This is a genomic window from Streptomyces liliiviolaceus (assembly GCF_018070025.1).
Classification (GTDB): Bacteria; Actinomycetota; Actinomycetes; order Streptomycetales; family Streptomycetaceae; genus Streptomyces; species Streptomyces liliiviolaceus.
In genome coordinates this window covers 597,778-624,673 of the sequence record NZ_JAGPYQ010000002.1, presented here as the reverse complement: position 1 = coordinate 624,673, position 26,896 = coordinate 597,778, and the positions used below count along the sequence as shown (strand labels likewise).

Annotated in this window: 26 protein-coding genes; 9 read left to right on the top strand and 17 right to left on the bottom strand. The window is 71.8% G+C overall.

All coding sequences use genetic code 11. The features are described 5' to 3' along the window. Positions 1 to 2 precede the first annotated feature (2 nt). Positions 3 to 1,241, bottom strand: a complete 1,239-nt coding sequence (locus J8N05_RS38075) for a MurT ligase domain-containing protein (protein WP_107018927.1) — start codon at positions 1,239 to 1,241, stop codon at positions 3 to 5. 143 nt (positions 1,242 to 1,384) lie between these two features. Here J8N05_RS38075 and def point away from each other — a divergent pair, with 143 nt between their 5' ends. Then, the gene (def, locus tag J8N05_RS38070; RefSeq protein WP_210891339.1) at positions 1,385 to 1,924 is read left to right on the top strand and encodes a peptide deformylase; all 540 of its coding nucleotides are present in this window, start codon (positions 1,385 to 1,387) and stop codon (positions 1,922 to 1,924) included. A 134-nt stretch (positions 1,925 to 2,058) separates the two neighbouring features. On the opposite strand, the gene J8N05_RS38065 is transcribed toward def, so the two are convergent. Further along, complete coding sequence (locus J8N05_RS38065) at positions 2,059 to 2,703, bottom strand: TetR family transcriptional regulator (RefSeq protein WP_107018807.1); 645 nt, start codon at positions 2,701 to 2,703, stop codon at positions 2,059 to 2,061. Between the two features lie 169 nt (positions 2,704 to 2,872). Here J8N05_RS38065 and J8N05_RS38060 point away from each other — a divergent pair, with 169 nt between their 5' ends. After that, positions 2,873 to 4,102 carry an acyl-CoA dehydrogenase family protein gene (locus tag J8N05_RS38060; RefSeq protein WP_210891337.1) on the top strand — a complete coding sequence of 410 codons (1,230 nt, stop codon included), beginning with the start codon at positions 2,873 to 2,875 and terminating at the stop codon, positions 4,100 to 4,102. A gap of 120 nt (positions 4,103 to 4,222) precedes the next feature. On the opposite strand, the gene J8N05_RS38055 is transcribed toward J8N05_RS38060, so the two are convergent. The 8 genes from J8N05_RS38055 to J8N05_RS38020 form a co-directional block, all read right to left on the bottom strand. Next, positions 4,223 to 4,753, bottom strand: coding sequence for a cupin domain-containing protein (locus J8N05_RS38055; RefSeq protein ID WP_247706862.1), 531 nt, complete (start codon positions 4,751 to 4,753; stop codon positions 4,223 to 4,225). Beyond that, positions 4,750 to 5,976, bottom strand: coding sequence for a cytochrome P450 (locus J8N05_RS38050; RefSeq protein WP_210891335.1), 1,227 nt, complete (start codon positions 5,974 to 5,976; stop codon positions 4,750 to 4,752). Before J8N05_RS38050 ends, J8N05_RS38055 begins: the two co-directional genes overlap by 4 nt. Position 5,977: 1 nt before the next feature. Further along, positions 5,978 to 7,042: a type III polyketide synthase gene (locus J8N05_RS38045; protein WP_210891333.1), complete on the bottom strand. Its 1,065-nt coding sequence runs from the start codon at positions 7,040 to 7,042 to the stop codon at positions 5,978 to 5,980. Between the two features lie 286 nt (positions 7,043 to 7,328). Beyond that, positions 7,329 to 7,568, bottom strand: a complete 240-nt coding sequence (locus tag J8N05_RS38040; protein ID WP_107018811.1) for a DUF6213 family protein — start codon at positions 7,566 to 7,568, stop codon at positions 7,329 to 7,331. Positions 7,569 to 7,593: 25 nt separating this feature from the next. Further along, positions 7,594 to 8,979 (bottom strand): NADP-dependent succinic semialdehyde dehydrogenase, encoded by a 1,386-nt coding sequence (locus J8N05_RS38035; RefSeq protein WP_210891331.1) that lies wholly within the window; start codon positions 8,977 to 8,979, stop codon positions 7,594 to 7,596. 166 nt (positions 8,980 to 9,145) lie between these two features. Next, positions 9,146 to 9,640 carry an NUDIX domain-containing protein gene (locus J8N05_RS38030; RefSeq protein ID WP_210891329.1) on the bottom strand — a complete coding sequence of 165 codons (495 nt, stop codon included), beginning with the start codon at positions 9,638 to 9,640 and terminating at the stop codon, positions 9,146 to 9,148. Further along, positions 9,637 to 11,193 carry an ATP-dependent DNA ligase gene (locus J8N05_RS38025; RefSeq protein ID WP_210891327.1) on the bottom strand — a complete coding sequence of 519 codons (1,557 nt, stop codon included), beginning with the start codon at positions 11,191 to 11,193 and terminating at the stop codon, positions 9,637 to 9,639. The genes J8N05_RS38030 and J8N05_RS38025 overlap by 4 nt, the downstream gene beginning before the upstream one ends. A gap of 95 nt (positions 11,194 to 11,288) precedes the next feature. Next, a complete protein-coding gene (locus J8N05_RS38020; RefSeq protein WP_210891326.1) occupies positions 11,289 to 12,224 on the bottom strand; it encodes an NAD(P)/FAD-dependent oxidoreductase in 936 nt (311 codons plus the stop codon). 78 nt (positions 12,225 to 12,302) lie between these two features. Here J8N05_RS38020 and J8N05_RS38015 point away from each other — a divergent pair, with 78 nt between their 5' ends. The 6 genes from J8N05_RS38015 (at position 12,303) to J8N05_RS37990 (ending at position 17,874) form a co-directional block, all read left to right on the top strand. Next, positions 12,303 to 12,956, top strand: coding sequence for a helix-turn-helix domain-containing protein (locus tag J8N05_RS38015; protein WP_247706861.1), 654 nt, complete (start codon positions 12,303 to 12,305; stop codon positions 12,954 to 12,956). 132 nt (positions 12,957 to 13,088) lie between these two features. Next, positions 13,089 to 14,090, top strand: coding sequence for an NADPH:quinone oxidoreductase family protein (locus J8N05_RS38010; RefSeq protein WP_210891325.1), 1,002 nt, complete (start codon positions 13,089 to 13,091; stop codon positions 14,088 to 14,090). Further along, positions 14,087 to 15,289 (top strand): acyl-CoA dehydrogenase family protein, encoded by a 1,203-nt coding sequence (locus tag J8N05_RS38005; RefSeq protein WP_210891324.1) that lies wholly within the window; start codon positions 14,087 to 14,089, stop codon positions 15,287 to 15,289. Before J8N05_RS38010 ends, J8N05_RS38005 begins: the two co-directional genes overlap by 4 nt. Then, positions 15,286 to 16,398, top strand: coding sequence for an acyl-CoA dehydrogenase family protein (locus tag J8N05_RS38000; RefSeq protein ID WP_210891323.1), 1,113 nt, complete (start codon positions 15,286 to 15,288; stop codon positions 16,396 to 16,398). Before J8N05_RS38005 ends, J8N05_RS38000 begins: the two co-directional genes overlap by 4 nt. A 275-nt stretch (positions 16,399 to 16,673) precedes the next feature. Continuing rightward, positions 16,674 to 17,540: a phosphatidylinositol-specific phospholipase C/glycerophosphodiester phosphodiesterase family protein gene (locus J8N05_RS37995; protein ID WP_210891322.1), complete on the top strand. Its 867-nt coding sequence runs from the start codon at positions 16,674 to 16,676 to the stop codon at positions 17,538 to 17,540. A gap of 139 nt (positions 17,541 to 17,679) precedes the next feature. Beyond that, positions 17,680 to 17,874 (top strand): hypothetical protein, encoded by a 195-nt coding sequence (locus tag J8N05_RS37990; protein WP_107018929.1) that lies wholly within the window; start codon positions 17,680 to 17,682, stop codon positions 17,872 to 17,874. 40 nt (positions 17,875 to 17,914) lie between these two features. Here J8N05_RS37990 and J8N05_RS37985 read toward each other — a convergent pair whose 3' ends face one another. From J8N05_RS37985 to J8N05_RS37955, 7 genes are all read right to left on the bottom strand, one after another. Then, on the bottom strand, positions 17,915 to 19,159 hold the full coding sequence (locus J8N05_RS37985) for a phosphodiester glycosidase family protein (RefSeq protein WP_210891321.1): 1,245 nt from the start codon (positions 19,157 to 19,159) through the stop codon (positions 17,915 to 17,917). 91 nt (positions 19,160 to 19,250) lie between these two features. Then, entirely contained in the window at positions 19,251 to 19,625 is a 375-nt protein-coding gene (locus J8N05_RS37980) for a DUF779 domain-containing protein (protein WP_210891320.1), read from the bottom strand. Between the two features lie 322 nt (positions 19,626 to 19,947). Beyond that, complete coding sequence (locus tag J8N05_RS37975; protein ID WP_210891318.1) at positions 19,948 to 20,982, bottom strand: ABC transporter ATP-binding protein; 1,035 nt, start codon at positions 20,980 to 20,982, stop codon at positions 19,948 to 19,950. 37 nt (positions 20,983 to 21,019) lie between these two features. After that, positions 21,020 to 22,045 carry an ABC transporter ATP-binding protein gene (locus J8N05_RS37970; RefSeq protein ID WP_210891316.1) on the bottom strand — a complete coding sequence of 342 codons (1,026 nt, stop codon included), beginning with the start codon at positions 22,043 to 22,045 and terminating at the stop codon, positions 21,020 to 21,022. Then, positions 22,042 to 23,064, bottom strand: coding sequence for an ABC transporter permease (locus J8N05_RS37965; protein WP_247706860.1), 1,023 nt, complete (start codon positions 23,062 to 23,064; stop codon positions 22,042 to 22,044). Before J8N05_RS37965 ends, J8N05_RS37970 begins: the two co-directional genes overlap by 4 nt. A gap of 14 nt (positions 23,065 to 23,078) precedes the next feature. Then, positions 23,079 to 24,008 carry an ABC transporter permease gene (locus J8N05_RS37960; RefSeq protein WP_210891314.1) on the bottom strand — a complete coding sequence of 310 codons (930 nt, stop codon included), beginning with the start codon at positions 24,006 to 24,008 and terminating at the stop codon, positions 23,079 to 23,081. Between the two features lies 1 nt (position 24,009). Next, positions 24,010 to 25,599: an ABC transporter substrate-binding protein gene (locus J8N05_RS37955; protein WP_210891312.1), complete on the bottom strand. Its 1,590-nt coding sequence runs from the start codon at positions 25,597 to 25,599 to the stop codon at positions 24,010 to 24,012. A 271-nt stretch (positions 25,600 to 25,870) separates the two neighbouring features. Here J8N05_RS37955 and J8N05_RS37950 point away from each other — a divergent pair, with 271 nt between their 5' ends. After that, positions 25,871 to 26,848: a 2-hydroxyacid dehydrogenase gene (locus tag J8N05_RS37950; protein ID WP_210891310.1), complete on the top strand. Its 978-nt coding sequence runs from the start codon at positions 25,871 to 25,873 to the stop codon at positions 26,846 to 26,848. The last annotated feature ends 48 nt before the right edge of the window (positions 26,849 to 26,896 follow it).

Sequence of the window (26,896 nt, the reverse complement as noted above, 5' to 3'; positions counted from 1 at the left end):
GTTCAGTTGCCGACACGACGCCTCAGGTCCTGGAAAGCGGTGTAGTTCGCGATGACCTCGATACGGCCGGGCGGCGCCTGCTGCACGGCCTGGTCGAGGTTCTCGCAGACCTGGAACTGCTGGTTCGCGACCTCCAGACGAACGGCGAGGTCCAGCTTGCGGTCGCCCAGCACGAAGATCGGGTGACCGGTGAGCCGGGTGTAGTCGACGTCCCACAGCCAGGAGGTGTCGGTGCCGTCGGCGCCGCGCGCGTTCACCGACAGGATCACCGGGGTCGGCGGCGGGTCGATCAGGGAGAACGTCTCCAGCCAGCCCGCCGGGTTCTTGGCGAGCAGCAGGCGCAGGTCGCGCTGCATGAACTGCACGACGTCGTAGCGTCCGGCCACGGCCTGTACCTGGTACATGCGCTCCAGGGCGACCTGCGGCGGGACGCCGAAGACGGCGGCGACGGCGGCCGACGAGGCGGCGTTCGCCTTGTTGGCGCGGCCCGGCAGCTGGAGGTGGATCGGCCAGGCCGAACCGTGCGGGTCCAGGACGTGGTCCCCGGAGAGCGCCCAGCTGGGCGTGGGACGGCGGAAACCGCAGTCGCCGCAGAACCAGTCGTCGCCGGGGCGCTGCATCACACCGCCGCACGACGGGCAGGACCAGGCGTCGTCCTTCCACATCTGACCGGCGGCCACCCACACCACGTTCGGCGAGGAGGACGCGGCCCAGACGACCAGCGGGTCGTCGGCGTTGGCGACCACGACCGCCTTGGAGCCGGCCAGGCCCTCGCGCCAGTGCTCGGCCATCATGCGGGTCTCGGCCGCGCGGTCGAGCTGGTCGCGCGAGAGGTTGAGCAGGGCGATGCACTTGGGATCCGTGTCCCGTGCCACCCCGGACAGATACTTCTCGTCGACCTCGATGACGGCGAACCGGGAATCGGAACCGCCTGCCAGCGCCGAGGTGATGCCCGCGGGCATGTTCGCGCCCAGCGCGTTCGAGACGACGGGGCCCGCCGCCCGCAGCGCCTCGGCGATCAGCCGCGTCGTGGTGGTCTTGCCGTTCGTGGCCGACACCAGGATGACGTCCAGGTGCTGAGCGAGCCTCGCCAGCAGGTCGGGGTCGAGTTTGAGCGCGACCCGGCCGCCGATCACCGATCCGCTGCCACGGCCTGCGGCACGTGATGCCGCCGCGACCGCTTTGCCCGCTGTCACGGCGAGCTTGGCCCGCGGTGACAGCGGGTCCGAGTTGCCTGCCATCAGTTCCCGATCCTCCTTGCGTACGGCGCCGCGCACTGCCCCCGGCAACGTCTGGCCCTCAGCCTATCGAGATCCACTCGCAGGCCCGAACCGCGGCACCACTGTGACGCCCGCGCGACAGTGAGGACCGTACCCTTGCCGCCATGCGACACGGCTCGATCCCCGGCGCCCGAGGGCGCGTCCTTCCTCTGTCTTTGCTCGGTGACCCCGTGTTGCACACACGGTGTGAAGAAGTTGAGGAGTTCGGTCCTCAACTGGCCCGGCTCGTCGAGGACATGTTCGCGACGATGTACGCGGCAGAGGGGGTCGGGCTGGCCGCCAATCAGGTCGGGGAGTCGTTGCGGGTCTTCGTATACGACTGTCCCGATGACGACGACGTGCGGCATGTGGGGCATGTGGTGAACCCGCGACTGGTCGAGGCGGACGGGGTGGTGCTGCGGGGGCCCGAGGGGTGTCTGTCCCTGCCGGGGCTTGAGGCGGGCACCGAGCGGTTCGACCATGCGGTGGTGGAGGGGGTGTCCATCGACGGGACGCCGGTGCGGGTGCACGGGAGCGGGTGGTTCGCTCGGTGCCTTCAGCATGAGTGCGATCACCTTGACGGTGGGTTGTATGTGGATCGGGTCACGGGGTGGCGTCGGCGGAAGGTGCTTTGGCAGGCGGGGCGCGCCGCTTGGGGGAGTTGAGGGTTCGTTGTCGGGTGCGGCGCCGTCGTGGCTGGTCGCGCAGTTCCCCGCGCCCCTGGGTACCTAGGGGCGCGGGGGACCCCCACCGGCCCGCGCCTCTGAACGGCCCGCGGCCCCCGAAAAATGAACGGCGGTCAGAAGCCCGGGCCGCCCGCCTTGTCGCCCGCGGCTGCCAGGCGGCCCCAGAGGAGGTCGGCCAGGGCCTGGACCAGTTCGGCGCGGGCGCAGGGGCGTTCGCCGAGCCACCAGTCGCCGGCGGCGTGCATCATGCCGACGATGCCGTGGCCCCAGACACGGGCCAACTGCTGGCTGTTCGGGCCGAGATCGACGCGTTCCTCGATGACGTCGGCCAACTCCTCGCCCATGCGGCGCAGAAGGGGGAAGGAGTACGCGCCCATGTCGAAGCCCTGGTCGTTCTGCGGGCCGCCCTCGGAGGGGTGCATCAGGAAGCGGTACACCTGGGGCCGGGCCTCGATCGCCGCGAGGTAGGTGTCGAGCGTGGCCTCCACACGCTCCCGGCGCTCGGCGGGCGCGTCGAGCGCGGCGCGCAGCGCTCCGAGGAGGGCGTCGGTGTGCCGCTTGGCGAGGGCCGCGTAGAGTCCGCCCTTGTCGCCGAAGTGGCGGTAAAGGATCGGCTTGGTGATGCCGGCCTCGGCCGCGATGGCGTTCATCGAAGCGCCGGGGCCGTCGCGGAGCACCACCCGGTCGGCGGCCTCCAACAGCTCGCGCCGTCGGCGGTCGGCGGACCTCTGCTGATCGGTCCGCTGTGTGGTGTCCATGATCTCTCCCCACCCGTGCTGATTCGGTGACGCCTGCGCAACGTAACACCATGCGCCGGCCCTGCCTCGAACGGGCTGCCGACCCGGAACGGGGAGTTGACTTTTACTACCGACCGGTAACAGGCTACCGTTACCGCAAGTAACACGTGAGTGCAGCGCTGGAGGGGACATGGCCGAGTTCACCATGGAGCTCAACGACGAACAGAAGGAGGTGCGGGACTGGATCCACGGCTTCGCCGCCGATGTGATCCGCCCCGCGGCCGCCGAATGGGACGAGCGGGAAGAGACTCCCTGGCCGGTCATCCAGGAGGCCGCGAAGGTCGGCATCTACTCCCTGGACTTCTACGCCCAGCAGTACTTCGACCCCACCGGCCTCGGCATCCCCATGGCCATGGAGGAACTGTTCTGGGGCGACGCGGGCATCGCCCTGTCGATCGTCGGCACCGGCCTCGCCGCGGTGGGCGTCCTCGCCAACGGCACCGAGGAGCAGATCGGCACCTGGATCCCCCAGATGTACGGCGACGCCAACGACGTCAAGGTCGCCGCCTTCTGCTCCTCCGAGCCCGACGCCGGCTCCGACGTCGCCTCGATGCGTACGCGGGCCGTGTACGACGAGGCCAAGGACGAGTGGGTCATCAACGGCACGAAGACCTGGGCGACCAACGGCGGCATCGCCAACGTGCACGTGGTCGTCGCGGTCGTGGACTCCGAACTGGGCTCCAAGGGCCACGCGTCCTTCATCGTCCCGCTGGGCACGCCCGGTCTGTCGCAGGGGCAGAAGTTCAAGAAGCACGGCATCCGCGCCTCGCACACCGCCGAGGTCGTCCTGGAGAACGTCCGCGTTCCCGGCTCCTGCCTGCTCGGCGGCAAGGAGAAGCTCGACGAGCGCCTCGCGCGGGCCCGTGAGCGGGCCAAGGCGGGGGGCGGCGAGCGCCTGAAGAACGCGGCGATGGCCACGTTCGAGGCCTCCCGCCCGGCCGTCGGCGCCATGGCGGTCGGCACCGCGCGGGCCGCGTACGAGGTGGCCCTCGACTACGCGAAGACGCGCGAGCAGTTCGGGCGGCCGATCATCGACAACCAGGGCGTCGCCTTCCAGCTCGCCGACATGCGTACGTCGATCGACGCGGCGCGGCTGCTGGTGTGGCGGGCGTCCTGGATGGCGGTGAGCGGGAAGCAGTTCACGTCCGCGGAGGGGTCGATGTCCAAGCTCTTCGCGAGCGAGACGGCGAAGAAGGTGACCGGGCAGGCGATCCAGATCCTCGGCGGGAACGGGTACACGCGCGAGTATCCCGTCGAGCGGATGCACCGGGACGCGGCGATCTACACGATCTTCGAGGGCACGAGTGAGATCCAGCGGCTGGTGATCGCCCGCACGCTGTCCGGCATGCCGATCCGGTGATGCGTCGGGTGCGGCGCCGTCGTGGCCGGTCGCGCAGTTCCCCGCGCCCCTAGGTACCCAGGGGCGCGGGGAACTGCGCGGGCGACCCCCACCGGTCCGCACCGTGCCGGCGAGCGGACGCTACCCGTGGCGCAACGGCGTCAGCTGCTCGATGTCGTACCGCGACCGCAGCTCCGCGATCGCCGCCACGTCCGGCGAACCCCCCGCGTCAAGAATGCGGAGCAGCTCGTCGAAGTACCGTTCGTGATCCGGTGGCGGCGACGCCTGGAAGAACATCTTCGCCGGACTGTCCGTCGGGTTCGCGAACGCGTGCGGACAGCCCGGCGGCACGACGATCACCGTCCCCGGCGTCGCCCGCACCACCCGGTTGCCCGAACCCGACTGCCAGCGCTGCCAGTTGTCGGGCGTGCGGACCGACGGCTCGAAGGCGAGCACGTCCAGCTCGCCTTCGAGGACGTAGAACAGCTCCTCGCTGCGCGCGTGGACGTGCGCGCCGACGTCGAAGCCGGGCGGCACGACCACCTCGAAGCTGGACGCCGCCCGGGAGTGCGTACCGGTCACCTTGAAGGTCACGTGCTGGGCCGGCGTGCGTACCGTACGGCCGTGCCCCGGTGGCACCAGCAGACCCTCGGGCGGCGTGAGCGCGGTCACCAGGTGACGGGCAGGGCCTCGGGCCCGCGGATCAGCGCGCCGCGCCGCCACGGCACCTCGTCCGCCGAGACGGACAGCCGCAGCGTCGGAATCCGGTCCAGGAGCGTGTTCACCATCAGCTCCGACTCCAGGCGGGCGAGCATGCCGCCCACGCAGTAGTGCGGCCCGTGCCCGAACGCCACATGCGGGTTGGCGGCGCGGTCGAAGTCGATCCGGTCGGGGTCGGGGAAGACGTCCGGGTCCCGGTTGGCGGCCAGGTAGGACACGTAGATGGGGTCGTCCTTCCTGATCCGTACGCCGTGCAGGACGACGTCCTCCGTGGCGATCCGGGAGAGCCCGACGGCGTTGCGGTGCGGGATGTACCGCAGCAGCTCGTCGAGGGCCTGCGGGCGCAGCGCCGGCTCGTCGCGCAGCCGGTCGAACAGCGCCGGCCTGGTCAGCAGGATGTAGAGCATCTGCCCGGTGTTGTTGGTGACGGCCTCGCCGCCGATCTGGATCGGACCCGCGAGCGCCACCGCCTCCTCCTCGGTGATGTCGCCCCGGCCGACCGCCGCGCCGAGCAGCGAGGTGACGTCCTCACCGGTGGCGCCGCGCCGCTCGGCGATCAGCTTGGCGAAGTACACCTCCATGTCCCGCTTGGCGCGCTCGCTGGCCTGGGCGCCCTTGCTGGAGGAGAGGATCGACTGCGTCCAGGTGTGCAGGGTCTGCCGGTCGTCGGCGGGGACCCCCATCAGCTCGCAGATGACGGTCATGGGGAAGGGGGCCAGTACCCGGTCGATCAGATCGGCCGGGGGACCGTCCCGGAGCATCTCGTCGACCATGGTGTCGAGGGTCCGCTGGGCGTTCGCCCGCAGGCGTTCGACACCGCGCGAGGTGAACGCCGCGTTCACCGCCCTGCGCAGCCGGGCGTGGTCGGGCTTGTCGACGAAGCTCATCGCGCCCGGCGCCGGGATGAAGTGCGGTGCCAGCCGGGTGACCTGCCGGCCGAGCACCTTCGCCCGGCTGAACCGGGGGTCGTTGGTCACCAGCCGTACGTCGTCGTAGCGCGTGACCAGCCAGGCCCAGCCCTCGCCGTTGGGCAGCTGGATCCGGTTGATGGGGCCCTCGCGCATCAGCTCGGACAGGACGGGGTCGAAGTCGACCCCGGTCAGGTCCAGGGCGGGCCAGTGGCGTACCGGGGGTGCTGCCGCGGTCTCTTGGTTCACGGTCAGGTCAGAGGTCATGTCACGCCGTCTTTTCGCTCGTACGGTGCCAGCGGCCCAGCGCCATCTCGGCGGTGATCCCCGGCCCGAAGCCGGCGAGCAGTCCGCGCGCCGTGTGATGGGAGCCCCCCTCGTCGAACAGCCTGCGCAGTGCGTCCAGGACGACGGCGCTGGCGATGTTCCCGTACTCGGTGAGCGTCGCCCGGCTGAACCGGAAGGCCTCCGGTGCCACTTGGAGGAACTTGCTGAGGTCGTCGAGGATGCGCGGGCCCCCGGCGTGGATGATGTAGAAGTCCAGGTCGGAGGCGTCCCAGCCGTGCAGCCCGGCCAGGTTGTGCAGGGCGGGGGCGAGCGGTTCCATGGTGGCCGGCACCCGCTTGTCCAGCAGGAAGTGGAAGCCGGTGGCCCGCACGTCGTACATGATCCAGTCCTCGGTCTTGGGGATCAGGTACGAGCCGTTGCGCTCCAGCTTGATGCCCTCGCCGCCCTGTCCGCGGACCACCGCGGCGGCGATCCCGTCGCCGAACAGGCCGTTGCACAGCAGCGAGCCGACACCGAGGTCGGTGGGCTGGTAGCACAGCGAGCAGAACTCGCAGGCCACGATGAGCGCGTTGGACTCGGGGTAGGCCGTGCAGAAGTCGTGCGCCCGGTTGATCGCGGCGCCCCCGGCGGCGCAGCCCAGCTGCGCTATGGGTATCTGACGGGTGTCGCTGTTGAACCCCATGGCGTTGATCAGCCAGGCCGTCATCGACGGCATCATGAAGCCCGTGCACGAGACGTAGATGATCACGTCGATGTCGGTGGCCAGGACCTCCGCGTCGTCGAGCGCGCGCTGGACGACGGCCGGCACACGGGACTTCGCCTCGGCCGTGTACACCTTGTTGCGTTCCTCGAAGCCGGGGTGCTTCAGGGTCTCCTCGATGGGCTGCACGATGTGCCGGGTGCGTACACCGGTGTTCTCGATCAGCCGCAGCGCGAGCGGCAGTTGGGGGTGATCGGGGTGGCGGGAGCGCGCCAGCTCAAGCGTCTCCTCCATCGTGATCACGTATTCCGGAACAGAGACCGCGGGTCTGCACAAAGTCGCCATGTGCCTGCGCCTTCTCTCGCCCGCCGGGAACTCCCTCTCCCGGTCGGAAGGGTGGTCCCACCACGATCACTCGAGAAGTCCCGTTTATCGCGCCGGACTACTCCAGACCGGGGACAAGCCCCGTGGGTAGAGCCCCGTAAGGGGCGCGGGGAACGGCGCAATCTTTTGTCTTTGGCTTTTAGGGGCGCGGGGAACGGCGCGATCCTTTCGCCCCTAAGGGGCGCGGGGAACTGCGCGCCCAGCCCCCACGCACCCGCAGTGCACAGACGACCTCAAACACGCCCCGTCAGCCGGAGGCTCCCCCACTGCTGTGCGCAATGCACGCCACATCGATGCGGTCGGCAAGCTTCGCCAGCTCGATGGTGAGCGCGGCAACCGTGTCCTCGTCGAGCCCGTCCTCCCCGGCCTCCACGAGATGCAGCCACCGCCCACCCATCGTGCGCAGCAGCTTGCTCACATCGGCGGCAGCCACCTGCAGGGTCCCGCGGTCGTCGACGATCAGGGGCAGGGTCACTTCGCGGTTCACACAGGGGATCGTAGCCGCGGAAGGCTCACGCTCCGTGCCATACGGTGGTGATGTTGCAGAACTCTCGGATTCCGTGGCCCGACAGTTCGCGCCCGTAACCGGACCGCTTGACTCCGCCGAACGGGAACGCCGGATGGGACGCGGTCATCCCGTTGAAGAAGACCCCGCCGGCCTCCAGATCGCGTACGAAACGGTCGGTCTCGGCCTCGTCGCGGGTCCAGACGTTGGAACTCAGCCCGAACGGTGTGTCGTTGGCGATGGTGATCGCCTCGTCGAGGTCGGCGGCACGGTAGAGCGTGGCGACCGGGCCGAACGCCTCCTCGTGGTGGATACGCATCTCGGGCGTGATGTCGGCGAGGACGGTCGGCGGGTAGTACCAGCCGTCCCCGTCCGGCCGTTCGCCGCCGCACAGCACGGTCGCGCCGCCCTCGACGGCGTCGTCGACGAGTTCCGTCAGGTCGTCACGGCCCTGCTCGGTGGCGATGGGGCCGACGTCCGAGCCCTCGTCCAGCGGGTCGCCCACCGTGAGGGCCTTCATGGCCTCGGTGAAGCGTTCGGCGAAGGCGTCGAAGACGTCCGTGTGGACGATGAACCGCTTGGCGGCGATGCAGGACTGGCCGTTGTTCTGCACCCGGGCCGTCACCGCCGTCTTCGCCGCCTTGTCGAGGTCCGCCGACGGCATGACCACGTACGGGTCGCTGCCGCCCAGTTCCAGGACGGTCTTCTTGACCTCGTCCCCGGCGACCGAGGCGACCGCGCGGCCCGCCGGTTCGCTGCCGGTCAGGGTGGCCGCCTTGATCCGCGGGTCGCGCAGGATGTCCTCGACGGCGCCCGAGCCGATGAGCAGCGTCTGGAAACAGCCCTCCGCGAAACCCGCCCGGCGGAACAGGTCCTCCAGGTAGAGGGCGGTCTGCGGGACGTTCGAGGCGTGCTTGAGCAGACCGACGTTGCCCGCCATCAGCGCGGGCGCGGCGAAGCGGATCACCTGCCAGAGCGGGAAGTTCCACGGCATGACGGCGAGGACCGGGCCGAGCGGGCGGTAGCGCACGAGGACACGGGAGGCGCCGGAGTCCTCCGCGTCGCCCTTCGCGCCCTCCTCGTCGGCGAGGAGTTCCTCTGCGTGGTCGGCGTACCAGCGCATCGCCTTCGCGCACTTCGCGGCTTCGGCGCGAGCCTGCTTGACCGGTTTGCCCATCTCGGTGGTCATCGTCCGGCCGATGTCCGGTGCGTCGGCCTCCAGGAGGTCCGCCGCGCGGCGCATCAGCCGGGCGCGCTCCTCGAACGAGGTGGTGCGGTGTGTCTTGAACGCGGCTTCCGCGGTGGCGAGGCGGTGTTCGATCTCGCTCTTGCCGAGGGCGTCGTAGGTTTTCAGGGTTTCGCCTGTTGCCGGGTTCACGGTTGCGATGGGCATCGTGCTGGCCTCCTGAAGTCGTATGTCGGGTGCGGGCTCGTCGCGCCCCGCGGCGGAGCCGCATATCGATGCAGCCCCGCGCCCCTGTCGGGGCGCCCCCGCGGGGGCGCGTCCGCGGGGGCGCGTCCGCGGGGGCGCGTCCGGAAGGGGACGCGTGCCCCTCTCGTCAGCGCATATGTGCTTCCAGACGATCCAGGAACTCCGTCTGGGCCTTGACCAGGACCGCTCTGGCGCGGCCCGGGTCCAGCCACTCCACGCGGTCCAGTTCCGGGAACTCCTGGACGTGGCCCGATCCGCGGGGCCACTCCATGGTGAAGGTGCCGGGGACCACGGCCGCCGGGTCCAGGTCCGCCTCGACGGCCCAGACCGTGACGATCTTGCCGTTCGTCTGGGTGACCTCGCCGAGAGGGACGGGTTCGCCGTCGGGCGGTGGCAGGCCCAGTTCCTCCTGGAACTCCCGGCGGGCGGCGTCCCAGGCCGGCTCGTCGGGCTCGTACTCGCCCTTCGGCACCGTCCACGCCCCGGCGTCGCGCCGCGCGAAGAACGGGCCGCCCATGTGGCCCAGCAGCACCTCGATGCCGTGGTCGCCCCGGTCCGTCCGGCCGGTGCGGCGGAACAGGAGCAGGCCCGCGCTGCGCTTCGCGGCGGCGGCCGGGGTCATGCGGCCACCCCCGGGTGTGCGGCGAGCACCGTGTCGACGGTGTCCGCCTCCTCGGGTGTCTTGTCCTCGCGGTAGCGCACGACCCGGGCGAAACGCAGGGCGACGCCCGCCGGATAGCGCGTGGAGCGCTGGAGACCGTCGTACGCGATCTCCACGACCAGTTCCGGGCGGACGGTCACCACGTAGCCGCTCTCCTCGACGGGGGCGACGGCGAGTTCCTGGAGCCGCTCGGTCTGCCAGGCCAGCATCACGTCGGTGAGGCCCTTGAACGTCTTGCCCAGCATGGCGAAGGTGCCGTCCGGTCTGCGGGCGCCCAGATGCAGGTTGGAGAGCTTGCCGGTGCGCCGCCCGCTGCCCCACTCGGCGGCCAGCACGACCAGGTCGAGCGTGTGGACGGGCTTGACCTTCAGCCAGGAGGCTCCGCGCCGGCCCGCGCTGTAGGGGGCGTCCAGGGACTTGAGGACGACGCCCTCGTGGCCGCGCGCGAGCGTGTCGGTGCCGAACCGCTCGGCGGCGGCCCGCGCCGACTCGTCCGCGGGGTCCGGTACGAGCAGACGCCGTACGCGCATCGGCTCGGGGACCAGCCGGGCCAGCTCCGCGTGGCGTTCGGTGAACGGCAGGTCCAGCAGGTCCCGGCCGTCCATGGACAGGGCGTCGAAGAAGACGGGGGAGACGGGTACGGCCTCGGCGGCGGTCGCCACGTCCACCCGGGAGCCCACGCGGCCCGCGGTCTCCTGGAAGGGCCGGGGCCGTCCGTCGTCGTCGAGCGCGATGACCTCGCCGTCGAGGATGAAGCGTTCGACCTTCAACTCCCGTGCGGCGTGCGTGATCTCGGGCAGCCGGTCGGTGATGTCGTCGAGGGTGCGCGTGTAGACGCGTACCTCGTCGCCGTCGCGGTGCACCTGGACGCGGATGCCGTCGAGCTTCTCCTCCACCACGCAGGCGCCGAGCTTGTCGAGCGCCTCGGCGACGGAGGGGGCGCTGTGCGCCAGCATCGGCAGTACGGGCCGGCCGACGGTGAGCCGGAACGCCTCCAGCGCCTCCGGTCCGTCGGCCAGCAGCCGCTCGGCCACGGTCTGCAGCGAACCCGCCAGCATCACGGCCCTGCGTACGTCGGCGGAGGGTGCGTCCGTCGCCCGGGCGAGCCCTTCGACCGCGACGGCGTCGAGCGCGCCCTGCCGTACCTCACCGCCGATCAGCGCGCGCAGGAACCTCTGCTCCGGCTCGGTGGCCGCGCCCATCAACTCCCCGACGAGCCGCGCCCGTTCCGCCTGCGAACCGGTGCCGGAGACGGCGCCGAGAGCGGTCAGCCGGCCGTCCACCTCCCGCACGGTCAGCGTGGGCTCCCCGGCGGGCGGGACGGACGCGCCGAGGAGTTTCCAGCCGACGCCGAGCCGACCCTGGGGCAGGCGACCCGCCAGATACGGGATGACGATCGGCACGTCGTCCGCCTCCGCGTCCCGGAACAGCTCCGCGAGCAGAGCGACCTTCCGGGACCGCGCCGAGGTGGCGGCGACCTCCTGGGACACGTCGGCGAGCCGGGACAGCAACATGCAGTCATCGTGCTACGGAGGAGCCGGGTCCACACCTGGGCGGACACGCCCGCGGGCCCGACCGGGCGCCGAACCTCGGCGGACGGTCCCTGCCGCTACACCCCCACCGCCGCGTCCAGGTCCGCGAACAGCAGTTCTCCGTTGATCGTGGCTCCGGCGCGGTAGCCGCCGCTCGCCGCGTTCACGACCTGCTCGCCGAAGCCGATCGCGTTGCCCGCCGCCCAGACGCCGGGCACGCTGGTCAGGCCCGTCGGGTCGACCACGGCGTACGAGCCGAACGGGGTCTCCTGGAGGTCGGCGCCCAGCTGTTCCAGCAGGCCGGTGCGGGGGACCGCCCGGGGCGCCACGAACAGCACCGAGCGCGCGTGGGCCGTACCGTCCGCCAGCCGGACCCCCGTGAGCCGGTCGTCGACGACGTCGAGTCCCACGACCTCGCCGGGCACCACGGCGACCCCGGCCGCCGCGAGCCTGCGCAGATCCGCGTCCGCCAGCTCCTCCTCCGCGACCGTGTGCAGGAACAGGGTCACGTCCTTGGACCACTGGGAGACCATCAGCGCCTGGTGTACGCCCATCGGGGTCGTCGCCAGCACGCCGAAGGCCTGGTCCCGCACCTCCCAGCCGTGGCAGTACGGACAGTGCAGGACGTCCCGGCCGAAGCGCTCGGCGACCCCCGGCACGGACGGCAGCTCGTCCGCGAGGCCGGTGGCGACCACCAGCCGGCGCCCGTGCACCGCGCGCCCCGTGCCGAGCGTCACGTCGAACTCGCCGTCCGCGTCCCGTGCCACGTCCACCGCGAGGTCCCGGACGAGCTCGACGCCGTACCGCGCGATCTCCTCGCGCCCCACGGCCAGGAACTCGGCCGGTGACATGCCGTCCCGGGTCAGATAGCCCTGCATGTGGGCGGCGGGCGCGTTGCGCGGCTCGCCCCCGTCGATCACGAGCACACTCCGGCGTGCCCGCCCCAGGACGAGCGCCGCGGACAGCCCGGCCGCGCCCCCGCCGACGACGATCACTTCGTACGTACCGGTCATGGTGACCACCTCCACCGAGAAGGTCGCCCCACGGCACCCGTATTGACAAATGGCTTTGCCGAAACTGCAATAAGGGTCATGAGCGAGCACAAGGGCCACAAGGATCACGAGGAGCCGGGGGAGTCAGGAGAGCAGGGCGACCGTGACACGGAAGGCGTCCTCGCGGAGGTCGGGCCCCGGCTGCGGCGCGTCCGCAAGGAGCGCGGTGCCACCCTCGCGGGCCTGTCCACCGCCACCGGCATCTCCGTGAGCACCCTCTCCCGCCTGGAGTCCGGCCTGCGCAAGCCCAGCCTGGAACTGCTGCTGCCCATCGCCCGGGCCCACCAGGTGCCCCTCGACGAGCTCGTCGGAGCGCCGCAGGTCGGCGACCCGCGCGTCCGGGCGGCCAAGCCGATCGTCATGCACGGCCGGACGCACTGGCCGCTGACCCGCCAGCCCGGCGGCCTGCAGGCCTACAAGGTGCTGGAGCCGAAGCGCAAGGACGAGCCGGAGCCGCGTACGCACGAGGGCTACGAGTGGCTGTACGTGCTCTCCGGGCGGCTGCGCCTGGTGCTCGGCGAGCACGACGTCGTACTCGGGGCCGGGGAGGCGGCCGAGTTCGACACCCGCGTGCCGCACTGGTTCGGGTCAACGGGGGAGGGGCCGGTCGAGTTCCTGAGCCTCTTCGGCCGGCAGGGGGAGCGGATGCACGTCCGGGCGCGCCCGAAACGCGGTGGCGGCCAGGCCGGCTGACGCCGGTCGCGCGGTTCCCCGCGTCTGTGGAACCTGCGGCCCCCACCTGTTCCCTGCACGGCAAGCGACCGCTTAGTATGCAGTTGACCCCGAGGCGCGAACAGAACAGACACAGTCCCGTGGAGGCCCCGCATGCAGGCATGGCAAGTGCACGAGATCGGTGAGCCCGGCGAGGTGATGCGGCTCGCGGAGGTGGAGCGGCCCGTGCCCGGCGACGGCCAGGTCCTGCTCAAGGTGCGCGCGGCGAACATCAACTTCCCGGACGCCCTGATGTGCCGCGGGCAGTACCAGGTCAGGCCGCCGCTGCCGTTCACCCCCGGGGTGGAGATCTGCGGCGAGACCGAGGACGGCCGGCGGGTCATGGCCAACCCGGCGCTGCCGTACGGCGGCTTCGCCGAGTACGCCGTCGCGGACGCCGCGGCCCTGCTGCCCGCGCCCGAGGCGCTGGACGACGCCGAGGCGGCGGCCCTGCACATCGGCTACCAGACGGGCTGGTTCGGGCTGCACCGGCGGGCCCGCCTGGAGGCCGGCGAGACGCTGCTCGTCCACGCCGCCGCGGGAGGCGTCGGCAGCGCGGCGGTGCAGCTCGGCAAGGCGGCGGGAGCGACCGTCATCGGTGTCGTGGGCGGCGCGGACAAGGCCGCCGTCGCCCGCGAGCTGGGCTGCGACCTCGTCGTGGACCGGCGCGCCGAGGACGTCGTCGCCGCCGTCAAGGAGGCCACCGGCGGCCGGGGCGCCGACGTGATCTACGACCCCGTCGGCGGGGACGCCTACACGCAGTCCGCCAAGCTCGTCGCCTTCGAGGGCCGGATCGTGGTCGTCGGCTTCGCGAGCGGCACGATCCCCAGCCCGGGGCTCAACCACGCCCTCGTGAAGAACTACTCGATCCTCGGACTGCACTGGGGCCTCTACAACACCAAGGACCCGAAGCTGGTCCTGCGCTGCCACGAGCAGCTCACCGAACTGGCCGCCCGAGGGGCGATCAGGCCGCTCGTCAGCGAGCGCGTGCCCCTGACCGGTGCCGCCGACGCCGTCCAGCGGGTCGCCGACGGCGTCACCACGGGCCGCGTCACCGTGCTGCCCGCCCTCGGAACCGCCTCCGAGGGCACGCACGAGAACGGAGCCGTGGCATGACCGACACCGTGAGCGGGGCGGTGGACGCCGCCGAACTGCGCCGCCGCACCGCGGAGTTGCTGGCCGCGCACCCGGTGGACGGCACGGACCGCGTGGACTTCCTCAAGGCCCGCTTCGACGCCGGACTCGCCTGGGTGCACTATCCGGAAGGGCTCGGCGGCCTCGGCGCCCCGCGCTCACTCCAGGCCGTCGTCGACACCGGGCTGGAGTCCGCGGGCGCTCCCGACAACGACCCGCGGCGCATCGGCATCGGCCTCGGCATGGCCGCGCCGACGATCCTCGGCTACGGCACCGAGGAGCAGAAGAACCGCTTCCTGCGGCCCCTGTGGGTCGGCGAGGAGGTCTGGTGCCAGCTGTTCAGCGAGCCGGGCGCGGGCTCCGACCTGGCGGCGCTGGGTACGCGTGCCGTGCGGGACGGCGACGACTGGGTGGTCAACGGCCAGAAGGTGTGGACCTCCAGCGCCCACCTCGCCCGCTGGGCCATCCTCATCGCGCGTACCGACCCGGACGCGCCCAAGCACCGCGGCATCACCTACTTCGTCTGCGACATGACCGACCCCGGTGTCGAGGTGCGGCCGCTGCGCCAGATCACCGGCGAGGCCGAGTTCAACGAGGTGTTCCTCACCGACGTCCGCATCCCCGACGCACACCGCCTCGGCGAGGTCGGCGACGGCTGGCGGGTCGCGCAGACCACGCTCATGAACGAGCGGGTCTCCATCGGCGGCATGCGCATCCCGCGCGAGGGCGGCATGATCGGCCCGGTCTCCAGGACCTGGCGCGAACGCCCCGACCTGCGCACCCACGACCTCCACCAGCGCCTGCTGAAGCTGTGGGTGGAGGCGGAGGTGGCCCGGCTCACCGGCGAACGTCTGCGCCAGCAGCTGGTCGCGGGACAGCCGGGCCCCGAGGGCTCCGGCATGAAACTCGCGTTCGCCCGCCTCAACCAGGAGATCAGCGGCCTGGAGGTCGAACTCCTCGGCGAGGAAGGCCTGTTGTACGAGGACTGGACGATGCGCCGGCCCGACAAGGTCGACTTCACCGGTCGTGACGCCGGCTACCGCTATCTCCGCTCCAAGGGCAACAGCATCGAGGGCGGGACCAGCGAGGTCCTGCTGAACATCGTCGCCGAACGCGTGCTGGGGCTGCCCTCCGAGCCGCGTACCGACAAGGACGTCGCCTGGAAGGACCTGTCCCGATGACAGCGCAGACAACGCAGCGCGCACAGCCCGACCTGCTGTACTCGGAGGAGGAAGAGGCGCTGCGCGCCGCCGTCCGTGACCTGCTCGCCGACCACTGCGACCCGGCGGGCGTGATCGCCCGTACGGAGTCCGGCGCGCCGCACGACCGCGAGGCGTGGAAGGCCCTCGCCGAGGGCATGGGCCTCGCGGGCCTGCTGGTGCCCGAGGCGCTGGGCGGCCAGGGTGCCACGCACCGCGAAGCCGCCGTCGTACTGGAGGAGTTGGGCCGCGCGGTCGCTCCCGTGCCGTACCTGACGAGCGCGGTCGTCGCCACCGAGGCCCTGCTGGCGTGCGACGCCGACGACCTCCTCACCGAGCTGGCGTCCGGCCGCCGCATCGGCGCTCTCGCCGTCGCCCTGAACATCGCTCCCGGCGGCGCCCACCGGACCGTACGGGTCGAAAACGGTCTGCTGCACGGGGAGTTGACCGGCATCGCCGACGCCGACGCCGCCGATGTGCTGCTCGTCCCCGCCGAGGACGGCGGCCTGTACGCGGTCGACGCGGACGCCGTGACGATCACCGCGCAGGTGTCCCTCGACCTGACCCGGCCGGTCGCGACGGTCGTCCTCGACGGAGCGGAGGCCCGCCGGATCGGCGACGCCGCCCCCGCCGTACGACGGGCCCTGCGCGCCGGGGCCGGACTGCTCGCCTCCGAGCAACTCGGCCTCGCCGAATGGTCGTTGACGGAGACCGTCCGCTATCTGAAGGAGCGCAAGCAGTTCAACCGCCCGGTCGGCGGCTTCCAGGCGCTCAAGCACCGGCTCGCCCAGCTCTGGCTGGAGACCGTCCACACGCGCGCCGCGGCACGCAACGCGGCCGACGCGCTGGCCGACGGGAGCGGGGACGGCACGGAGGTGGACGTGGCGGTGGCCCTCGCCCAGGCGTACGCGGCACCGGTCGCCGTCCATGCCGCCGAGGAGGCGCTCCAGCTGCACGCCGGGATCGGCATGACCTGGGAGCATCCGGTGCACCTCTACCTGAAGAGGGCCAAGGCCGACTCGATCGCGTACGGCACGGCGGGCAGTCACCGGGAGGCACTGGCCGGACTGGTGGACCTCCAGGCGCCCTGACCGACTCGCCGATCCGCCGATCCGCCTGCTGATCGACTGACAGACCTGCCGACTCATCGGCACGCAGTGCACGAAGGCCCGCTTCCGCCCCCTGGGGGACGGGAGCGGGCCTTCGCGTGCCGTCGGCCCGATGAAGTGAACACACCACGGCAGTCCGGCCAACTCCCCGCACGGCTCTGCTCCTTGGGCATGTCCACGCCGCATACTCTCCCCAGTCCCGACTTCGCCGGCCGGGGCGCACCACGGCCCCGTACGGCATTCCCAGGGAGGCAGACATGGCCCTCACCACCCGTCGCAGAGCCCTCACCACCCTCGCCGCCGGACTGGCGGGCGGTATCGCCCTGCCCGCGTACGCACAGGCGAGCGAGGACCGGCACCGTCCGCGCCCGCTGTGGCGTGCCCACGCCCACAACGACTACCTCCACGCGCGGCCCCTGTTCGACGCGCTCGACCACCGCTTCGGCAGCGTCGAGGCCGACATCTACCTCGTCGACGGCCAACTCCTCGTCGCCCACGACCCGGTGGAGCTGGACCCGGCCCGCACCCTGGAATCCCTCTACCTGAAGCCCCTCGCCGCCCGCGTGAAGGGCAACGGCGGCTCGGTGTACCGGGGGTACCGCAAGCCCCTCCAGCTGCTGATCGACATCAAGACCGAGGGCTCGGCCACGTACCTCGAACTGGACCGCCGACTGCGCCGCTACCGGCACCTGTTCACGACGTACGCCCATGGCCGCGTCCTCCCCGGCGCGGTGACCGCCGTGATTTCCGGCGACCGGGCCGCCCGGGTGCCCATGGAGGCCCAGACCGTACGGCACGCCTTCTACGACGGCCGCCTCCTCGACCTGCTGGCCCCCGTCCCGGCCCCGGCCTCCTTCATCCCGCTGATCAGCGACAACTGGACGCTCAACTTCACCTGGCAGGGCGTCGGCACGTTCCCCGAGGCCGAGCGTCAGAAGCTGCGCGGGATCATCCTGGCCGCGCACTCGCGGCAGCAGAAGGTCCGCTTCTGGGCCACCCCGGACCTGCCGGGCCCCGCCCGCGACGCGGTCTGGAGCGAACTGCTCGCCGCGGACGCCGACCACCTCAACACCGACGACCTCGCGGGCCTGGAAGCCTTCCTGGACGCCCGGCGGCGGGTGTAACCGGGGCGCGGGTCCGGCCCCGCACCGTCACGCGCAGTCAACACACGTTCGGCGGACACGTCAGCCGCACGGACGAACCGCCCGCTACGCCACACTTGCGGCCGAAAGCCGCGGTGTGGCGTGGCGGAGGAGGTTGACGGTGGCTATTTCCATCTCTGTGGTGCTGCTGCTCGTGATTCTGACGGTGGTCTTCCTGCGCAACGGCGCGCTGAAGCTCTCGCACGCGGTGGTCTGCGTGCTGCTCGGCTTCTATCTCGCGAGCACCAGCATGGCGCCGACCATCCACGACGGGATGACGGCGACGGCCGACATCGTCAGCAGCCTCAGGCCGTAGCGAGTCGTATGCCCTCGCGAGCCTGGGGCTCTGACGGACGTCAGGCCTTGGAGAAGACGCCGATCCCGTTGGGCACCGGGCGTTCGGCTCCGCCGCTGGGGTGGTTGCGTACGGTCGCGGTGGTCGAGCCGGGCTCCCGGGCGGCCAGTGTGGTGGAACCGCCGCCGTCCAGACTGAACGCGTCCACCGCGCCCAACTTCTCCATCTCACCGGCGACTTCCGCGATGGTGAGACCGCTGCGGAACTCCGCCGCCCCGTCGAGCGCCAGCAACAGCAGCCGCTTCCCGCCGTCGGAGACGCCCACAGCGGTCCGTACCGCCGCCGTCACGTCGTCGAGCCCCGCGAGCGGCTGCCCGCCCCGCAGGACCGGATAACCACCGATCGCGAAGCGGTACGGGGTCTTCGACGCGGCCGACACCAGTCGGTGCCGCACCACGACCCGCTCGCCCACGGACAGCTTGCGCAGCTGCTGGGCGCCCGCCTCCCGGCCGACCAGGACCGTGGTGTCCGCAGCGATGGTTCCGCTGCCCGGGGTGTCGGCCGAAGACACGACCCGGCCGTCCTGGACGGTCACCTCGTAGGTGTCCGTGCTGCAGGGCGCGGCCCGGTCGGTGTCCGTCCCGCAGGTGGCCCGCACCCGGGAGACCTGACCCCAGTCCGAGGTGAACGCGCCGACGGAGCCCACGGGCAGCGCGTACTGGTTGAGACCGCCGAGCGGGAGCGTCGTCCCGCCGGTCTCGACCGAACCGTCGAGCGCCAGGCTGTCCAGGCGGGCCCTGTGGTCCGTGCCGACGCCGAGCACGTCCTTCGTGCTCGTGCCGGGCGGCAGGGCGGGACCGAAGCGCTGGCCGTTGGGGACCGCCGCCTTGAGGGTGTGCCCGTTCGCGATCGCCGGGCCGACGGAGGCGCCGGTCGCCTCCACCCCCGGGTGCTGGGTCTCGGTGATGTTGAAGAAGTCGCCGTTGACGCCCGCGACGGCACCCTGGGCGTCGGCCAGCCGGGAGACCGTCGCGCGGGCCGCGACCACGCCCGGGTGGAGCAGGTCGACGCTCACCTTGGGGTTGGCGAGATCGACGCTGACCACATGGGCGTGCGTCACGCCCTTCGCGGCCGGGATGTCGAACTCCGTATAACGCACGCCCGGCGCGATCCGGCTGAAGACCGGTGCGCCGCCGGTCGGCGTGCCGCTGGCCGGAGCCGCCCCGACGAGGGCGGCGCCGGCCAGCGCGCTCCATGCGGCGAAGACCGTCAGTGCGGTTCTGAGTCGTCCGGTGCGTGGTGTCATCGGTGTCACGGTGCCCCTGCTCTCTCCGCTGTCTCCTCAAATGACCCAGGACACAGGGGAGTTCAGCACAGAGAGGGGGCCTTGACGATGACTACGTGCCGACGAGGCGCGAACGCGTCAGGAAACGTACCCCTTCGGGTGCCTCCAGGGAGAAGCCGCTGCCCCGGCCCGGCACGACGTCCACGATCAGTCTGGTGTGACTCCATACCTCGTGCTGGCTCCGTGACATCCAGAACGTGACCGGTTCCGCGACGCCGTCGACGGCCAGGGAGGCGAGCAGTACGTCGGAGTCGCCGGTCCTGAACTCGCCCTCCGGGTAGCACATGGGGGCGCTGCCGTCGCAGCAGCCGCCCGACTGATGGAACATCAGCGGGCCGTGCGCGTCGCGCAGTTTGCGCAGCAGGTCGGCTGCGGCGGGGGTGAGTTCCACGCGTGGGGCGGAGTCGGGGTCGGTCGTCGAGGACACCGGGCATCACTCCTCATCACTTCGAAGCCACTGCGGCGGACCTTACATCCGGGTGCGGGCCGGTGGGGGTCGGCCGCGCAGTTCCCCGCGCCCCTGAGAGGCGGGGCTGCGCCCCGGCCTCGCCGGCCGTGCGGACGGGTACTTCTTCGGGTGCGGGTCCGGTGGGGGCTGGTCGCGCAGTTCCCCGCGCCCCTTGGGGCGCTGGGGCGCAGCCCGTCTCCGCAGCTCGCGCCCCTGGGGGCCGGGGCGCAGCCCCGCCCTCAAGGGGCGCGGGGAACTGCGCGAACGGCCCCCACCGGCCCGCAGGCGACGAAGCACCCGTTCATGCCCCCGCAGCAGCCGCCTCAAGAGGGAAGTGGCACAGCGCGCTGTGGGAGCCACGCGCAACCACCGGCGGAGCCTCCGCCGCGCACAAGTCCTCCGCCCGCGGACACCGCGTGCGGAACCGGCACCCCGACGGGATGTCGAAGGGCGAGGGGATCTCTCCCTTCAGCTGGATCTCCCGGTCCCCGGCCGCGCCGGACGCGTCCAGGACCGGCGCCGCCGACATCAACGCACCCGTGTACGGATGCCGAGGCCGCTCGAAGACATCCTCCGTCGCGCCGTGTTCGACGACCTTGCCCAGGTACATCACGGTCACCCGGTCGGAGATGTACCGCACCACGGACAGGTCGTGGGAGATGAAGACGTAGGCGACGCCCAGGCGTTCACGGAGTTCCGACAGGACGTTCAGGACCTGGGCCTGCACCGACAGGTCCAGCGCGGAGACCGGCTCGTCGCAGACGATGAGGTCGGGGTCCAGGGCCAGCGCGCGGGCGATGCCGATGCGCTGGCGCTGTCCGCCGGAGAACTCGTTCGGGTAGCGGTGGGCGTCGCTGTCGCGGAGTCCGACCAGGGAGAGGAGCTCACGGACGCGCTTCTCCCTCGCCTTCGCGTCCGGTACGACGTCCCGGTGCGTGCGCCAGGGCTCACCGATCAGGTCGGCGGCCGACATCCGCGCGTTGAGCGAGGCGAAAGGGTCCTGGAAGACCATCTGGACGCGGCGGCGCCAGGCCAGCAGGTCCTTGCCGCGCAGGGCGAACGGGTCGGTGCCGTCGAACCGTACGGTGCCCGCGTCGGGCCGTTCCAGGCCGAGCAGCACCCGCGCGAGGGTGGACTTCCCGCAGCCCGACTCGCCGACGAGCCCGAGGGTCTCGCCCCGGCCGAGCCGGATGTCCACCCCGTCCAGGGCGGTCAGCCGGCGGCGGCCGTGGCCGAAGGTCTTGGTGACGCCGCTGACCTCCAGCAGCGGCCCGGACTCCTCCGGTGCGCCGGCGCGGTGGCCCTCGACGAGGGTGGTGGCGCCGCTCTCAGTCATGCGGCTCTCAGGCGTGCGGCCCTCAGGCGTACGGCTCTCAGACACGGTCGAGCTCCTCGGAGAAGTGGCAGGCTGCCGTGCGGCCCTCGCCCGACGCGCGCAGGACCGGCCGTTCCCGCACGCAGCGCTCGCGCACCAGCGGACAGCGGTCCTGGAACACGCACCCGGTCGGCACCGCGCTCAGTTCGGGCGGGCTGCCCGGCACGGCGGGCAGCGGACGCCCGCGTACGGCGTGTTCCGGCACCGAGTCGAGCAGCCCCCGGGTGTAGGGATGACGGGGGGCGGCGAAGACCTCGCGCACCGGGCCGTTCTCGACGACCGTGCCCGCGTACATGACGACCACGTCGTCCGCGCGCTGGGCGACCACCGCCAGATCGTGGGTGATCAGGACGAGGGCCATCTCCCGCTCGTCCTGGAGGTCCCGCAGCAGCCGCATGATCTGCGCCTGCACGGTCACGTCGAGCGCGGTGGTGGGCTCGTCGGCGATCAGGACGTCGGGGTCGAGGGCGACGGCCATCGCGATCAGCAGCCGCTGCCGCATGCCGCCGGAGAACTGGTGCGGATAGGAACGGGCCCGCTGCCGAGGCTCCGGGATGCCCACCCGGGTCATCAGCTCGATCGCCTTCTCGTGCGCCTCGCGCCGGGAGAGCCCGCGGTGGATGCGGAACGGCTCACCGATCTGCCGGCCGACCGGCTGGACCGGGTTGAGGGCGGTCAGGGCGTCCTGGAACACGATCGACAGCACCGGTCCGGCGAGTTTCCGGCGCTCCGCCGGGCTCATCCGGAGCGTGTCGTCGCCCCTGACCCGGACGGCGCCGCCGGTCACCTCGGCCGCGGGGTCCAGCAGCCCCACGACCGACAGCGCGGTCATCGACTTGCCGCAGCCGGACTCGCCGAGGAGGGCGAGGGTACGCCCGCGGCGGACGCTGAAACTGACGCCGTCGACGGCGCGTACCCGTCCGGAGGGTGTGCTCAGGTCGACGCGGAGCCCTTCGACGTCGAGGGCGGGGGTGTCGTCGGGCAGGTCGGCGGCGGCCGGCGAGGGCGCGGCGGTGGTCGTCACGGGATCAGCTCCGGGGGTACGGCGGCGGAGGCACCGCGGCGCTTGGTGGGCAGCGTCAGTCGCCAGCGCTGGGCGGGGTCGGTGGCCATGCGGACCCAGGCGGCGAGCACCGTGGCGGACACGGTCGTGAACACGATGGCGAGCCCCGGGAGCACGGTGATCCACCAGGCGGTCTGGAGGTACTGCCGGCCCTGGGCGACCATCAGGCCCCAGCTGACGTCCGGCGGCTGGATGCCGATGCCCAGGAAGCTGAGCGACGACTCGGTGAGCATGACGAAGCAGAAGTCGAGCGTGGCGACCGTCAGCAGGGTCGGCAGGGCGATCGGCAGGATGTGCCGGTGGATGATGTGCCGGCTCGGGGTGCCGAAGGTACGGGCCGCGTCCACGAACAGCCGGCTGCGCAGTTCGGCCGCTTCCGCCCGCGCGGTGCGCAGATACACCGGTACACGGGCCACCGCGAGGATCAGCACGATGTTCAGCGCGCTCGGCGAGAACACGTACAGCACCACCACCGCGATCAGCAGGGAGGGGAAGCTGAGGATCACGTCGGCGACGCGCAGGGCGAGACTTTCGCGGCGGCCCCCGTGGTAGCCGGCCCACAGGCCGAGCGCCGAGCCGATCAGCAGCGAGCACAGTACGGCGGGGACGGCCACGGACAGGGTCGTCGCGGCGGCGTCGACCAGCCGGGCCAGCACGCTGCGCCCGAGGACGTCGGTGCCGAACAGCCCGTACACCCCGTGGTCCAGGGACGGTGGCCGCAGGGACGCGTCCAGGTCCTGCCGCTGCGCCCGGTCGCCGATGACGAGCCGCCCGAACAGCGCCACGAGGACGACCAGCGAGAGGACGACGGCGGCGACGGCCGCCGCACGGTCGCGGCCCAGCATCCGCCACCAGTTCGCCCGGCGGGCCGCGGAGGCACCGTCGGCACCGGAAGCGGTGGGGTCCGTGGGGGTGCCCACGGTGGCGTCCGCGGAGGGGCCCACCTCGGGATCCGCGGTCGTGGGTTCTTTTCGGGGCATGGTGCTTCCTTCGCTCACGCCGGCACCGCCAGTCGCACACGGGGGTCGGTCAGCGCGTGACAGACGTCGACCAGGATGTTCAGCGCGAAGATCGTCACCGCGGTGAGGAGCACGGCCGCCTGGAGGACCGCGAAGTCGCGCTGCAGGATGGAGTCGATCATGAGTTTGCCGATGCCCGGCCAGCCGAAGATCGTCTCGACGATCACCGCGCCGTTGACCAGGCCGACCGCCAGGTCGCCGGCCACGGTCAGCACCGGCGTCACCGCGTTGCGCAGGGCGTGCCCGAAGATCACCCGCCGGGGCGTGGCGCCCTTGCTGCGGGCGATCTTGACGTAGGGGGCGGAGAGCGCGGTGACCATGCTGCCGCGCACCACCTGGACCAGCACGCCGAAGGGCCGGATCAGCAGGGTGGCGACGGGCAGGATCCAGATCTCGGGTCCGCCGAGCGTGCCGGAGGTCGGCAGCCAGCCGAGGCTCACCCCGAAGACGAGGACGCCCATGATGGCGAACCAGAAGTCGGGGATGCTGGCGGCCGTCATCGACAGCAGGCTGGCGATCCGGTCGACCAGGGAGTTGGGGCGGTACGCGGCCAGGCTGCCGACCAGCAGCGCTCCGGCGATCGCGAGCAGCATGGTCACCCCGGCGAGCTGCAGGGTGACCGGGAAGGCGTCGAGCACCATCTCGGTCGCCGGCTGCCCGGTCCGCAGCGAGGTGCCGAAGTCCAGGTGGGCCGCGTCGACGAGGTAGTTCCACAGCTGCGCGGGGATCGACAGGTCGAAGCCCTGGGCGGCGGAGAACTCGGCGCGCTGCTCGGCGGTGGCGCTCAGGGGCAGATAGAGATCGACCGGATTGCCGGTCATCCGGGCCAGGAAGAAGACGCCCAGCACCACACAGAACAGCGGGACGGCGCTGGAGATCATGCGTTTGCGCAGGAAGGGGATCATGTCAGTCCTTCGCCCCCTCGGCGGGGCCGACCTCGGCCAGCCGCATTTCGTCGCCGGTGGCGGAGTTCGGTTCGTAGCGGATCGACGGTGACAGTCCGAGCAGTCCGCTCATATGGGCGATGTGGGTGTACTGGACGACGGTGTCGTTCTGGTCGGCGAGCAGCTCGGCGAAGGCCCGCTGGCGCTTCTCGCCGGACAGCAGGCCCGCGTCGGCGATCCGCCGGTCGAGTTCCTTGCTCCCGAAGGTGGACTGCGGGCCGTCGCTGAGCAGGTACTGGCTGGCGGTGAAGGCCGCGTCACCGGCCTGGTTGCCGTGCATGATCAGCAGGGCGATGGGCCCGACGTTCTTGGGCAGCGGCCTCAGCTGGTACTGGAGCTGGGTGGCGGTGTCGGCCATGCGCACCTTGACGCTCAGCCCGATCTCCTTCATCTGGTACTGCAGCGCCTCGGCGGTCTCCGACACCCCGGAGAACATGCCGTTGCGGGCGACCAGGGTGATGGTGCGGCCGGTGGGTACGCCGTCGGCCTTCGCCTCCTCCACCAGGGCGCGGGCCTTGTCCACGTCCTGGCGGGTCGGCTCGATCGCGTCGCTGTGCCCCACCACTCCGGGCGGCACCAGCTGGCCGGCGGGTTCGGCCAGTCCGCCGAGCAGGGCGTCGATGATGCCCTGGCGGTCGACGGCCAGGTCGATCGCCCGGCGCACCCGCAGATCGTCGAGCGGCGCCTCGCGGCCGTCCAGCCGCAGCGCGGTCGTCTCGTTGTTGGGATAGGAGGCGGTCGTGTCCTTCTCGGCCTCCATCGAGTCGAGCGCGACGGCGATCTCCGCCTCGTCCTTGTCGATCATGGCGGCCCGGACGCTCGCGTCGCTGCGCCAGACGTAACGGGCCCGGGGGAAGGCGGGAGCCTTGCCCCAGTAGTCGTCGTAGCGGTTGAGGGAGATCGCGGTGCCGGCCTGCCACGAGCGCACGGCGTACGGGCCGGTCCCGATCGGGACGCGCACCTTGGCCTCGGTACTGGTGGAGCGCGGCACGATCTCCACGAAGCTCAGCCGCAGCGGCAGGATGGGGTCGGGCTCGGGCGTGGTGACGGTCAGCCGGTCGTCGTCGACCGCCTTCACCTTCAGGTCGTCGTCGCCGAAGACATAGCCCTCGACATTGCAGGCGAGGTCGGAGTTGACCGCCCGGTCGATGGAGAAGGCGGCGTCCTTCGCGGTGAACGGCTCACCGTTGTGGAAGGTGACCCCGCTGCGGGTGTCGAAGGTCCAGGTGCGCGGCCCGGTCTGCTTCCAGCCGGTCGCGAGCAGCGGGTGCAGTTCGCCCGAGTCGGGATCGCGTTCGACGAGCGGCTCGGTGATGTTGGACCGGACGACGACGCCGGTACTGGTCAGCGAGGCCTCGCAGGGCTCCAGCGTCGGTGGTTCCTGGGTGAGCACCACGCGCAGTGTGCGGCCGTCGGCCTCGCCGGCGTCACCGCCGGCGCTGTTGGCCACGGCGCAGCCACTGGACACCAGCACCGTGCCCGCCAGCAGCAGGGCGGACGTCGTGCGGGGCCGCCGTCGGCCGGGCGGAAGGGAGGAAACGGGGGACTTCATCGTCGGCGTATCTCCGGGGGAGTGCTGATGTGTCACGTTCCGAGTTCGGGCCGACCTCCTGAGCTGTTTACACTTACGTACTCGGTCCGCATCTGTGAACGCCGAAGCTAAACCGGTGCCGTGGCAGCGTCAAGGGATGTGCGTCGACGGATCTGCGACCGTCACCGCCCGCTGCCGGGCGAGCACCGTGAGGCCCGGCCGCCCCGGTGTCCCGGACGCCGTGGCGGACACCGCACGTCAGCGAACCTTCAGCACCGACGGGAGTACCACCATGACCCACCCCGACACCCCCGCTCTCGATGTCCCGGCCGCCCCGGGCACCGTCCTCCAGGTGTCCCCGCTGCTCCCCGCCCTGGAGAAGGCGCTGGCCGAGCGCCACCGCACCGTGCGGCTGCATGAACTGCCCGACCCCGCGGCCTATCTGCGCGAGGAGGCCGGTGACGTGGTGGCCGCGGTGACCAGCGCGCGGTTCGGCGTCGCCAACTCCCTGATGGACGCGCTGCCGCGGCTGGGCGCGATCGTCCACTTCGGCGTCGGCTACGAGACCACGGACGTGGCCCACGCCCGGGCGCGCGGCATCGACGTCAGCAACACCCCCGACGTGCTCGACGACTGCGTGGCAGACCTCGCCGTCGGCGGTCTGATCGACGTGATGCGCGAACTGTCGGCCGCCGACCGGTACGTACGGGCCGGCAAGTGGACGGCGGCGCCCTACCCGCTGACCTCCCGGGTGAGCGGGAAGCGCGTGGGCATCCTCGGGCTCGGCCGGATCGGCCGGGCCGTCGCGCGCCGCCTCGAAGGCTTCGGCACGGACATCGCGTACTGCTCGCGGACCCCGGTGGCCGACGTCCCCTACCGCCACGTCCCGACCGCGCGGGAGCTGGCCGCCGAGTGCGACGCGGTCGTCGTCACGGTCGCGGGCGGGCCGGGCACCCGGGGCCTGGTCTCGGCGGAGGTGCTCGACGCGCTCGGCCCCCGGGGCTTCCTGGTCAACGTCGCGCGCGGCAGCGTGGTCGACGAGCCCGCCCTGGTCGCGGCGGTGCGGGAGGGGCGGATCGCGGGTGCGGCGCTCGACGTCTTCGCCGACGAACCGAACGTGCCGCAGGGGTTGCTGGAGTCGGACCGGGTGCTCCTGCTGCCCCATGTGGCCAGCGGGACGCACGAGACACGGCAGGCGATGGCCGACCTGGTCCTGGACAACGTCCGGCGGTTCCTGGCGGAGGGGGTCCTGGTCACCCCGGTTCCGTGATCGCCCATTGACAGCCGCGAGGGTGGCTGTCTACAAATGAGAACGCGG

Excerpts from the sequence above, each read along its gene's own strand:
- J8N05_RS38075 (WP_107018927.1), bottom strand. The coding sequence starts at position 1,241 with ATGGCAGGCAACTCGGACCCGCTGTCACCGCGGGCCAAGCTCGCCGTG.
- J8N05_RS37955 (WP_210891312.1), bottom strand. The coding sequence starts at position 25,599 with ATGAAGTCCCCCGTTTCCTCCCTTCCGCCCGGCCGACGGCGGCCCCGC.
- J8N05_RS38065 (WP_107018807.1), bottom strand. The coding sequence starts at position 2,703 with ATGGACACCACACAGCGGACCGATCAGCAGAGGTCCGCCGACCGCCGA.
- J8N05_RS37985 (WP_210891321.1), bottom strand. The coding sequence starts at position 19,159 with ATGACACCACGCACCGGACGACTCAGAACCGCACTGACGGTCTTCGCC.
- J8N05_RS38045 (WP_210891333.1), bottom strand. The coding sequence starts at position 7,042 with ATGGCGACTTTGTGCAGACCCGCGGTCTCTGTTCCGGAATACGTGATC.
- def (WP_210891339.1), top strand. The coding sequence starts at position 1,385 with ATGCGACACGGCTCGATCCCCGGCGCCCGAGGGCGCGTCCTTCCTCTG.
- J8N05_RS37995 (WP_210891322.1), top strand. The coding sequence starts at position 16,674 with ATGGCCCTCACCACCCGTCGCAGAGCCCTCACCACCCTCGCCGCCGGA.
- J8N05_RS38005 (WP_210891324.1), top strand. The coding sequence starts at position 14,087 with ATGACCGACACCGTGAGCGGGGCGGTGGACGCCGCCGAACTGCGCCGC.
- J8N05_RS38050 (WP_210891335.1), bottom strand. The coding sequence starts at position 5,976 with ATGACCTCTGACCTGACCGTGAACCAAGAGACCGCGGCAGCACCCCCG.
- J8N05_RS37960 (WP_210891314.1), bottom strand. The coding sequence starts at position 24,008 with ATGATCCCCTTCCTGCGCAAACGCATGATCTCCAGCGCCGTCCCGCTG.
- J8N05_RS38030 (WP_210891329.1), bottom strand. The coding sequence starts at position 9,640 with ATGACCCCGGCCGCCGCCGCGAAGCGCAGCGCGGGCCTGCTCCTGTTC.
- J8N05_RS38010 (WP_210891325.1), top strand. The coding sequence starts at position 13,089 with ATGCAGGCATGGCAAGTGCACGAGATCGGTGAGCCCGGCGAGGTGATG.
- J8N05_RS38025 (WP_210891327.1), bottom strand. The coding sequence starts at position 11,193 with ATGTTGCTGTCCCGGCTCGCCGACGTGTCCCAGGAGGTCGCCGCCACC.
- J8N05_RS38015 (WP_247706861.1), top strand. The coding sequence starts at position 12,303 with ATGAGCGAGCACAAGGGCCACAAGGATCACGAGGAGCCGGGGGAGTCA.
- J8N05_RS37950 (WP_210891310.1), top strand. The coding sequence starts at position 25,871 with ATGACCCACCCCGACACCCCCGCTCTCGATGTCCCGGCCGCCCCGGGC.
- J8N05_RS38020 (WP_210891326.1), bottom strand. The coding sequence starts at position 12,224 with ATGACCGGTACGTACGAAGTGATCGTCGTCGGCGGGGGCGCGGCCGGG.
- J8N05_RS38035 (WP_210891331.1), bottom strand. The coding sequence starts at position 8,979 with ATGCCCATCGCAACCGTGAACCCGGCAACAGGCGAAACCCTGAAAACC.
- J8N05_RS38000 (WP_210891323.1), top strand. The coding sequence starts at position 15,286 with ATGACAGCGCAGACAACGCAGCGCGCACAGCCCGACCTGCTGTACTCG.
- J8N05_RS38060 (WP_210891337.1), top strand. The coding sequence starts at position 2,873 with ATGGCCGAGTTCACCATGGAGCTCAACGACGAACAGAAGGAGGTGCGG.
- J8N05_RS37975 (WP_210891318.1), bottom strand. The coding sequence starts at position 20,982 with ATGACTGAGAGCGGCGCCACCACCCTCGTCGAGGGCCACCGCGCCGGC.
- J8N05_RS37965 (WP_247706860.1), bottom strand. The coding sequence starts at position 23,064 with ATGCCCCGAAAAGAACCCACGACCGCGGATCCCGAGGTGGGCCCCTCC.